The 10,252-nt window shown below is 59.3% G+C and carries 6 protein-coding genes; 3 read left to right on the forward strand and 3 right to left on the reverse strand.

Annotated elements, in window-relative coordinates; all coding sequences use genetic code 11:
- Positions 1-102: 102 nt before the first annotated feature.
- From SynPROSU1_RS13780 to recN, 3 genes are read right to left on the reverse strand one after another with little or no spacing between them, the layout of a single operon-like run.
- Complete coding sequence (locus tag SynPROSU1_RS13780) at positions 103-1,599, reverse strand: alpha/beta fold hydrolase (RefSeq protein WP_186570986.1); 1,497 nt, start codon at positions 1,597-1,599, stop codon at positions 103-105.
- Positions 1,599-4,562, reverse strand: a complete 2,964-nt coding sequence (gene uvrA, locus SynPROSU1_RS13785) for an excinuclease ABC subunit UvrA (protein ID WP_186570987.1) — start codon at positions 4,560-4,562, stop codon at positions 1,599-1,601. Before uvrA ends, SynPROSU1_RS13780 begins: the two co-directional genes overlap by 1 nt.
- 45 nt (positions 4,563-4,607) lie before the next feature.
- On the reverse strand, positions 4,608-6,290 hold the full coding sequence (gene recN, locus SynPROSU1_RS13790) for a DNA repair protein RecN (RefSeq protein WP_186570988.1): 1,683 nt from the start codon (positions 6,288-6,290) through the stop codon (positions 4,608-4,610).
- Between the two features lie 76 nt (positions 6,291-6,366).
- Here recN and SynPROSU1_RS13795 point away from each other — a divergent pair, with 76 nt between their 5' ends.
- The 3 genes from SynPROSU1_RS13795 (at position 6,367) to thrC (ending at position 9,992) form a co-directional block, all read left to right on the forward strand.
- Positions 6,367-8,226: an AarF/ABC1/UbiB kinase family protein gene (locus SynPROSU1_RS13795; RefSeq protein WP_186570989.1), complete on the forward strand. Its 1,860-nt coding sequence runs from the start codon at positions 6,367-6,369 to the stop codon at positions 8,224-8,226.
- A 24-nt stretch (positions 8,227-8,250) separates the two neighbouring features.
- A complete protein-coding gene (locus SynPROSU1_RS13800; RefSeq protein WP_186570990.1) occupies positions 8,251-8,832 on the forward strand; it encodes an alpha/beta hydrolase in 582 nt (193 codons plus the stop codon).
- A gap of 101 nt (positions 8,833-8,933) precedes the next feature.
- The gene (gene thrC, locus SynPROSU1_RS13805) at positions 8,934-9,992 is read left to right on the forward strand and encodes a threonine synthase (protein WP_186572428.1); all 1,059 of its coding nucleotides are present in this window, start codon (positions 8,934-8,936) and stop codon (positions 9,990-9,992) included.
- Positions 9,993-10,252: the final 260 nt, after the last annotated feature.

Below are 10,252 nucleotides of genomic sequence, written 5' to 3' on the forward strand. Positions count from 1 at the left end.
AAATCAAACTGATTAAAAAAGCTGAGTCTCCCTCTCCTGCAGGAGATCTGAGCTCAAGAGACTACGGTCATACCGGCGGTTGTATGTAACAACCCGGCAATGTCAGAGGCGATCACTGACATCAACAAGGCTGCCCTGTTCGTCGCCCCAACCACCCTTGGAGAAGGTGATCACGCCATCCACTTCAAGCTGCTCATTGATCCAGCCGAGGATGACCGGCGCAACCCGTGCTGGAGACGCTTCATCACGAAAACTGCGGAGGCTGAAGTGGTCAGCACCCTGCACCAACACCAATCGATGCCCCCACTGCGCTGCCTTGTTATCGCGCATCGGAGCGATCGCTTCCGGACCCGAAGGCACCACCCAGTCGCGCGTGCCGCTGATCAGCAACACCTTTGCTGGAAGGGTCTCCAAGCGACTGCCATCAAACAACAAACGCAGCGGCGGACTGACGGCCACAACAGCCTTGACCCTTGGATCCGAAACAGCGGCTTGATTGATCCCCGATAGCCAACTGCACTGGAGCACCCAGCTGATGTTTCGCTCCGGATGCTTCAGGTCGTTGCACCGGGATTTGAGTCTGGAATCGGTGGGAACACCACCAGCCAATTGAAGGCTGGTGGTGCCTCCCCAGGAATGACCCACCACCGCAACGGCATTGGTGTTCAACTTGGCGCCTGCCAGAAGACGCCCTGTGCTGACGCCATCCAGCAAAGCGGACACATCAAGGGGTCGGAGCCGCAGTTCTTCAGGGCCTGGGGGCGGCGCAGCACCGGCGAGCATCGCCTTCTGCTGATTGAAATCACTGCCTGGATGGTCCGGCATCAACACCGTGTACCCATGGGCGGCCAGCACCTCGCCCCACCCCTCAAAGGATTCCGGATCGTCCCAAAGCCCATGGGAAATCACGACCAGACGACCATTGGCCGACGATGCAGGCTGAAGGATCAAAACCCGCAGGGTTTGCGGGCGGTGGGGCACAGAAACCTGAACCACCTCACGGGACCAGCTGGAGCGGAGTGGAACACGCATTCCGGCCGTCACAGATGCGGCTTCAGTGGAATTCGCCAAGGCAACCCCGTTCTCAAGATTGGTTTTGAGCCGGTTGGCCACCTCAACAAGGCGCGACAGATCGATCGACGCCTGCTCTCCCGGCAACTCCCTCAAAAAACCAAGAATGTTGGGTTGTCCTCTGCGTTCAGAACGGAGCAGGGCATCCGTCAGCATCCGTCCACTGACATCCGGTTCAAAGTCCTCAAGTTCGACCAGCTGCGTCGCTGCATGGAGAGCCTGCTCCAGGAGAGGCTGACCGGTCGATCCCGCCAGCAAGGCTTTTGTTTCCAGAGGCAGTGGTGTGAGGAACACCTGGCGCAGGAAGTCCATCAACTTGCCACCACTGGCCAATTGCAGATCCTGCAGATCCGGACTGGCCTGGATCAACTCCTCAGCGGACTGACCACCGGAGAGATTGATCGTGACCTGAGTTTCCAGAAACGGCAGTCGCAGCACAAGGCGCTCCAGGGCTGAAGCGGGCCCCCCGGTCAAGGCCAAAGAGAGACCGACACCCAGGGCAGCCAGGTGTGTGCGAAGTCGAGCCATCAAGCTGCCAGGGGAACAGGAAGTTCAGGGGGATGCTGCTGCAAAACCCGGCTGAGGTAGCGCCCTGTGTGACTGGTGGGGTGCTGGGCGACGTCCTCTGGAGTCCCCGTCACCAGAATCTCGCCACCCTTGTCACCGCCTTCAGGGCCAAGATCGATAACCCAGTCACTGCAACGGATTACATCGAGATTGTGCTCGATGCAGATGATTGAATTGCCCTTGTCCACCAACCGCTGCATCACGTCCATCAGCTTGTGCACGTCGTAGAAGCTGAGGCCAGTGGTGGGCTCATCAATCAGATAAAGAGTCTTGCCGGTGGCACGCCGCGACAGTTCCGTGGCCAGCTTCACGCGCTGGGCTTCACCCCCCGAGAGGGTTGGCGCCGGCTGGCCGAGCTTGACGTAACCCAAACCCACATCCACCAGCGTGCGCAACCGATCTGCCGCCTGAGGAATCGCATCAAACACCTCAGCGGCTTGCTCCACCGTCATCTGAAGCACATCCGCAATGGTGTAGCCCTTGTATTTCACCTGCAGGGTTTCACGGTTGAACCGGGCGCCCTTGCAAACATCGCACTGGACGTAGACGTCCGGCAGGAAATTCATCTCAATCACGTTCACGCCCTGACCACGGCAGGCCTCACAACGGCCGCCCTTCACGTTGAAACTGAACTGCCCCACCTGGTAACCGCGGGCCTTCGCCTCCACCGTGGCGGCAAACACCTGACGGATCGGATCAAAAGCACCGGTGTAGGTGGCCGGGTTGGATCGGGGGGTTCGTCCGATCGGGCTCTGGTCGATCACGATCACCTTGTCGATCGACTTCAACCCCCGCAGCTCGCCCACCCCCTGGGGGAAGGGGACTTTGAGACCGAGTCCGTTCTCCAGAGCGGGATGCAGCAACTCATTCACCAGAGTGCTCTTGCCGCTGCCGCTCACACCGGTGACGGACACCAGCCGACCCAAGGGGAACTCAACCGAAACGTTCTTGAGGTTGTTGCGGTTGCAATCGATCAGCTTGAGGGAACGTGAGCCGCTCTGCCGGCGTTCGGCCGGCGTTGGAATCGAACGCCGGCCGCTCAGATAGGCGCCAGTCAGGGATTCGCTGCTTGCAACCAAGTCATCGAAACTTCCCTCAGCCACGATGTGGCCCCCATGGACACCAGCACCGGGACCGATGTCCACCACGTGATCCGCAGCGCGGATGGTGTCTTCATCGTGTTCCACCACCACCAGGGTGTTTCCGAGATCCCTGAGCCGCACCAGAGTGTTCAGGAGACGATCGTTGTCCCGCTGGTGCAGGCCGATGCTCGGCTCATCCAGCACATAAAGCACCCCTGTGAGGCCAGCACCGATCTGGGTAGCCAACCGGATGCGTTGGGCTTCACCACCGGAGAGCGTCATCGCCGGACGATCCAGGCTGAGGTAATCCAGACCGACATCCAGCAGGAACTTCAAGCGCAGGCGGATTTCCCTGAGCACGAGATCACCGATCTGAATCTGACGGGCGCTCAGCAAAGGATCAGAGCCCTCATGGGCACCCACGCCCATCAGTTTTTCAATCCGTTCCAGGGTCTGACCGACGCTGACGGCCGTGAGTTCTGGAATCCGATACGGACCCACCGTCACCGCTAAGGCCTCAGGTCGGAGCCGCTGACCGGCACAGCTGGCACAGGGAACCAACTCCAGATATTTCTCCAGTTTCTGGCGCTGAGACTCGCCGCTGGCATCACGCAGCTGCCGCTCAAGGATGGGGAGAATGCCCTCAAACGGGCGGGTGTAACCCCCTTTGCCCTTGCGATACCGGCTGTCGGCCTGAATCAGAATCGGTTCACGGCTTCCGTTGAGCAGCACATCCCGCTGTTCATCAGTCAGCTCATTCCATGGGGTCTTGATCTCAAAGCCGAAGGCTTCACCAACCGAGAACAACAGGGAGAAGTAGTAGCTGTTGTCTTTCTCCGCCCAAGGAGCGACCGCGGAATACACGGGCTGACTGGGATCTGGAATCACCCGGTCCACTGTGAATTTGCGCAGATGGCCGATGCCATGGCAAGCCTCACAAGCACCGTAGGGACTGTTGAACGAAAACAGCCGTGGCGACAGTTCCTCCATCACAGCGCCGTGAACGGGGCAGGCGAAGTTCTCGGAATAGAGACGTTCCCGCTCAACGCCGTCGGGAAGCTCCTCGCCTTTCTTGGGCACTACCTCCACAAGCGCCAAACCATCGCCGCGTTTGAGAGCCGTGCGCAACGAATCGGTCAAACGTTCCTGGACCCCCTCACGGGCCACAAGGCGATCGACCACCACCTCGATGTTGTGGCTGTGGTTCTTGTCGAGTTCAATGTTGTCGGCCAGTTCGCGCACCTCACCGTTGATGCGCACCCGGGCAAAGCCCTCAGCCGCCAAGCCACTGATCAGCTTGGTGTGGGTGCCCTTTTTGCCGCGAACCACCGGCGCCAGCAACTGATAGCGGGTTCCCTCCGGCAGGAGAAGGATCTGATCGACCATCTCGTCGATGCTCTGCGGCTTGATCGATCGCCCACATTTAGGGCAGTGGGGTTCGCCAGCCCGGCCGAACAGCAGACGGAGATAGTCCTGAATCTCCGTAACGGTGCCCACCGTGGAGCGTGGGTTGTGGCTGGTGGATTTCTGATCAATCGAGATCGCAGGGGACAACCCTTCGATCGCATCGACATCGGGTTTGTCCACCTGCCCCAGGAACTGCCGGGCGTAGGCCGACAGACTTTCGACGTAGCGACGTTGTCCCTCCGCGAAAATCGTGTCGAACGCCAGCGAACTCTTGCCGCTGCCACTCACCCCGGTGAACACCACCAGCTTGTTGCGAGGGATGGTGACATCGACGTTCTTGAGGTTGTGCTGCCGTGCACCCCTCACCCGAATCACGTCGTCCTGAGTCGCCAGCGGGCCAGCTGAGTCAGCGATCTTGGCAGCAGTTCGCGCCATCAGGACCCGTTGGAAAGCTCATGAGCTTAGGAAGAACTCAAGCCTTCAAGCTGTTCGCTGGTCCAGCAGGCTCGCTGCATAGGCATCGGCCTGATCTCCACCAGCGAGATCAGCCAGCTCCTGGCGTCGTTCCTGAGTGTCCCGCAGTCGGGACACTCGCGAATGGGTCACGCCGCCCTCGACATGCTTGCTGACCCGGAAATGGTGATCGGCCACCGCCGCCACGAGCGGTTGATGAGTGACGCAAAACACCTGGCGCTGACGGGCAAGAGTCTGGAGAAGATCCGCCATCGCTCCACTAACGCGTCCACTGACGCCGGCATCAATCTCGTCGAACAAAAGCGTGCTGGACCCATCCACTGCGGCCAGGGTCGTCTTAAGCGCAAGCAGAAAACGGGACATCTCACCACCGGACGCCACCTCCGTCAGCGGTGCCATCGGTTGGCCGGGATTGGCGGAGAACAGAAATTGCACAGCATCCGCACCATGGTCAGCGGGATCACAGACAGTGAGATCCACCTTGAAGCGCACATTGGCCAAACCCATGGGAGGCAACAGCTCAAGCAATGACGCCTCCAGAGCCGCAGCCGCCTTGGAACGCTCATGATGCAAGGCCGCATTGGCTTGATCACGCCTCTGGCGTCGGTCGTTCTCGTTCTGATGCAGGCGAGCGAGTTCAGCCGCAAATCCTTCGGCACCCAGACGATGCAGCAAATCATCGCGACGCTGAATCAAACCAGCCAGATCGAGGCCATAACGACGCTGCAGGCGTTTGAGAACCGACAGACGGTCTTGGATCCTCTCGAGATGGTCCGGATCACTCTCAAGCGCCAGACCGTATTGATCGAGGGACCGCAACAAGGCCTCAACACCAGCTTCGAGATCCAGAGCCTGATCCCGCAGCGGCTCAAGCGAACCATCCAGCTGGGCCATGGCCTGCAGCTCCTGGATGGACGCCGCGAAATGATCCTGCAAAGAAGGACTCTGATCAGCGCCATCGCGGAGACGCCCAAACAACAGGGCCAGACCCTCAAGAAGCCGAACCCCATGAACGAGGCGATCCTGATCCTGTTCCAACCGCTGCTGTTCGTCTGGGTCATCCAGATCAGCAGCTTGAAGCTGCTCCAGCTGCTCTTCTTGTTCAGCCTGCTCCTGCTCGGAGCGTTGCTGTTCCCGCTCAAGAGCCATCAGAGCATCTGCAGCCACGCGCCAGTCCGCCCAGGCATCAGCCACCTTTGACTTGATCTCTGCCAGAGAGGAACCACCAAGACGGTCCAGCCAAAGCCGTTGCTGCCCCGCTCGCGACAACAACTGGGTCTGGCCCTGAACGGTGAGGTCAATCAGCAGGGGTCTGAGCTCAAGCAACTGCTGACGATTCACCGTGCTGCCATTCAGACGACAACGACTGGAGAAGCGATCACCCTCCTGCCGTTTCCATTCACGACTGATCAGAAGCTCCTCTTCGGGATCAAAGTCCGCCGCAATCAACCACTGTTCAAGGCCAGGGCTGAGTTGAAAGGCAGCCTCGATCCTGGCTCGATCAGAACCACTGCGCAGCAGACGAACGCCACTGGCCCCCTGCCCTCCCCCAAGAACCGCATCGAGGGCATCAAGAAGAATCGACTTGCCTGCGCCGGTTTCACCAGTAAGCACCGTGAAGCCGGAGCTGAACTCCAGTTCAAGACTCTCGATCAGAGCGATGTTCTGCAGCAGCAGACCGGTGAGCACATCCAGCCCTGTGGTGATGCCGACCGTAGCGGCGGCCTGGGTCGTTTAGAAGGGGGGTCGCACATCCCTTTTATTGATGGCGCAAGAGCTCGGGGATTTCATCGAAGCCGCGGGGTTGCTCGAGTACGACCCCGCCGCCATCACGCGGATTTATGCAGGCCATCCCCAGCGGCTGATCCGACGGCTCTGGCAAACCCTGGTGCCCATCGGCTTGTTGCTCCTGGGTGTCATCTTCGACTGGATGTTCCAGTTGCTGAAAGACGAGCAACGGGCCCGGGGTCGAGCCCGCGAATGCGCTGAACTGCTGGTGGATCTCGGCCCCGCCTTCATCAAAGCCGGCCAGGCTCTGTCCACACGACCCGACATCGTCCCCCCGCTGCTGCTTGAAGAACTGGCCCAGTTGCAAGACCAACTGCCTGGCTTCGACAGCGGCCTGGCCATGGCCTGCATCGAGGAAGACCTGGGGGCAACGGTCGATGAAATTTTTGAACAGCTGGACCGCGATCCGATTTCAGCCGCCTCCCTTGGTCAAGTGCACAAAGGAATCCTCAAGGATGGGGCCAGGGTGGCTGTGAAAGTTCAACGCCCAGGCCTACGCGAACAGATCACCCTGGATCTGTACATCGTGCGCAACATCGCAGCCTGGCTCAACAGCAACATCGGACTGATCCGCAGTGACCTCGTCGCCTTGATCGACGAGCTGGGGCGACGGGTGTTCGAAGAGATGGACTATCTCAACGAAGCGTCAAACGCCGAAACCTTCGCCGAACTGCATCAAAGCAATCCTCGAATCGCCGTTCCGAAGATCTACCACAGCGCAACAAGCAGGCGCGTGCTGACGATGGAGTGGATCGACGGGGTCAAGCTCACCAACCTGGATGCCGTTCGGGAGCTCGGTGTGGATCCAGACGACATGGTTGAAGTGGGCGTGAACTGCAGCCTTCAACAGTTGTTGGAGCATGGCTTCTTCCATGCCGACCCCCACCCCGGCAATCTCCTGGCACTGGAAGACGGACGCCTTTGCTATCTGGACTTCGGAATGATGAGCGAAGTCAGCCGCGAATCACGCACGGGTTTGATCCAAGCGGTTGTCCATCTTGTGAACCGGAACTTCGGGAAGCTCTCCAAAGACTTCGTCACCCTTGGATTCCTTGCGGAAGACGTGAACCTGGAACCCATTGTTCCAGCGTTTGAGAAGGTCTTCAGCCAAGCCCTTGAAGCCGGCGTCAACCGCTTGGACTTCAAAGCGGTCACCGACGACATGTCCGGTGTGATGTACAAATTCCCGTTCCGGGTGCCGCCCTATTACGCCCTGATCATCCGATCGCTGGTCACCCTCGAGGGCATCGCGCTGAGTGTGGATCCGAACTTCAAGATCCTCGGTGCGGCCTACCCGTACTTCGCCCGGCGACTGATGGAAGATCCCGATCCCCAACTGCGTCAGAGTCTCAAGGAGATGCTGTTCGACGGGGACGCCTTCCGCTGGACCCGTTTGGAAAACCTGGTGTCCAGCGCTGCAAGTCAAGCTCAACTGGACCTGGAAGCACTATTGGATCAACTGCTCGACTTCCTGTTCTCCCACAAGGCGGGACTGCTTCGGGATCAATTGGTGACCGCCGCCGTGGACCGAATCGATGCTCTGGGCTGGTCCACGATGCAGCGCCTCGGTCGACGCCTGCCCAAACGACTGCAACCCTCCGCCATCGCCCAGACGCCCCCTGGGCTCTCAGATCCACTGATGCAACTGGAACCAGTCCGAGAATTAATTCAGGTGTTGCAGTCATTGCCGGGGTTCAAACCGGAACTTCTGCTCCGACGAATGCCACGTGTGCTGAATGAGCCTGACACCCGCCGTATGGGATTCCAGGTGGCTCAAGGGCTGGCCGAACGTGGAGTTGTCCGCCTGGTGCGGGTCGCCGCTGGAGTTCCTGCCTAAGTTCCTGAGAACACCCTCAGCGTGATGCGTCTCAAGCCCTTCACCCGTTCCTCAATGCTTGCCGTAGCGGCAGGACTAGGACTCGGTTGGAGCAGCGTCATGCAACCTCTGCATGCCGCCACGGATGTGGCCCTTGTGAGTGGTGCCTTCCGCCGCTCAATTCCCGTCAAGGAATTTGAACACCTGGCTGAGACTGGTGAAGCCATCGGACTCTTGGGCGATCTGCTTGAACTCTCCGGGCAAGAGCCTCAGGAGGTGTCGAAAATGCTCAATCAAAGCCTCGAGCTTCCACTGGTGCTCACCAGCCGTTTAATCAACACACGAATCGGTGAAGCCATCCTGCGTCGTGCTTCACGCATCATCTACCCGATCTACACACCAGAACCTGAGGTCAGTGTTCCGGCGATCCGTGCCGGGGTGATCAATGGATTGCAAAGCGAAGAAGGTCTCACCGCGGTGAGCTTTCTCAAGGGCTATCCCAATGCCGTGATGGCGGTGAACCTGCCAGCCCTGTTTGGGGTCATTGAGAAAGCGGAATCAATTGCTGGCCTGGTGCAGTTTTTCTCCGACTCCCCTCTGGACGGGATGAAGGACGCGCAACCCTGACTATTCCCTGAACGGACGCCGCCTAGATTCCGGAAATCCCCCCATCCCAGCCGGTGTCCCTGTTTCAGAACCTCCGTCGGCGTTTCACTGCCACCCCTGTGATGCAGGACTGGCCAGGACTGATCGAGGCCTATCGCAGCTGGCTTCCCGTCTCCGATGCAACCCCGGTGATCAGCCTGCGGGAGGGAGCCACGCCTCTGATTCCCGTGCCATCGATTGCGGAGCAGATCGGCAAGGGCGTGAAGGTGTTCGTGAAATACGACGGCCTGAATCCCACAGGGTCCTTCAAGGACCGGGGCATGACCATGGCCATCAGCAAAGCCAAGGAAGCCGGTTGTGAAGCGGTGATCTGTGCAAGCACAGGCAACACCAGTGCTGCCGCAGCGGCCTATGCCCGCCGGGGAGGGATGCGGGCCTTCGTGTTGATCCCCGATGGCTACGTTGCCCAGGGAAAACTTGCTCAAGCACTGGTCTACGGCGCCGAGGTCTTGGCAATTCGCGGCAACTTCGATCGCGCCCTGGACATCGTTCGGGAAGCGGCGGAGAAGTACCCCGTCACTCTGGTGAACTCGGTGAATCCCTACAGGCTGCAGGGGCAAAAGACGGCTGCCTTCGAAATTGTGGATGCCCTTGGAGACGCACCCGATTGGCTTTGCATTCCCATGGGCAATGCAGGCAACATCACCGCCTATTGGATGGGTTTTCAGGAATATCAGCAGGCGGGCCAGAGCCGGAAGCTCCCCCGAATGATGGGCTTCCAAGCCAGTGGATCAGCTCCTTTGGTGAACGACACCACGGTGACGGACCCGGAAACCATCGCCACGGCCATCCGCATCGGCAACCCGGTCAACCGAGCCAAGGCACTGGCAGCACGCGAAGCCAGCAAGGGTGCGTTCCTGGATGTCACCGATGCAGAAATCATTGCGGCCTACAAACTCCTGGGCGGTCAGGAGGGGATCTTCTGTGAACCCGCCAGTGCTGCCTCCGTGGCAGGTCTGCTCAAACGCAAAGATGAAGTACCTGCTGGCTCGACGGTGGTCTGCGTCCTGACCGGCAACGGCCTCAAGGATCCCGACTGCGCCATCAGCAACAACGACGCCTCCTTCCACACCGACCTCAATCCTGATCTGAGCACCGTTGCCAGCGTCATGGGCTTCTAGAAAACGGGTTCCATCAACGGACTCAGCCCCCGAATGGGGGTTTTTTCATGGCCATTTGGCCCAACCAAACAACAAAGCGGCTGCGGAAGACGACCAAAAAACCCCTCAACACACTGTGGAAAACAAACGAAAACACCCCCTTCTTCACAGCCGGCGGTTTTCCACCTGCTGTGAAGACGTGGAAAACGAGCCATTGCTCCCCATCCTCTGAAAAATTTTCCTCAACCATGATCAACCCAGAATCTCTGTAATGACTGGTT

This window comes from Synechococcus sp. PROS-U-1, assembly GCF_014279755.1.
GTDB lineage: Bacteria > Cyanobacteriota > Cyanobacteriia > PCC-6307 > Cyanobiaceae > Parasynechococcus.

Coding starts and splice junctions, on each gene's coding strand:
- SynPROSU1_RS13795 (WP_186570989.1), top strand. CDS start 6,367: ATGGCGCAAGAGCTCGGGGATTTCATCGAAGCCGCGGGGTTGCTCGAG.
- thrC (WP_186572428.1), top strand. CDS start 8,934: ATGCAGGACTGGCCAGGACTGATCGAGGCCTATCGCAGCTGGCTTCCC.
- SynPROSU1_RS13780 (WP_186570986.1), bottom strand. CDS start 1,599: ATGGCTCGACTTCGCACACACCTGGCTGCCCTGGGTGTCGGTCTCTCT.
- uvrA (WP_186570987.1), bottom strand. CDS start 4,562: ATGGCGCGAACTGCTGCCAAGATCGCTGACTCAGCTGGCCCGCTGGCG.
- SynPROSU1_RS13800 (WP_186570990.1), top strand. CDS start 8,251: ATGCGTCTCAAGCCCTTCACCCGTTCCTCAATGCTTGCCGTAGCGGCA.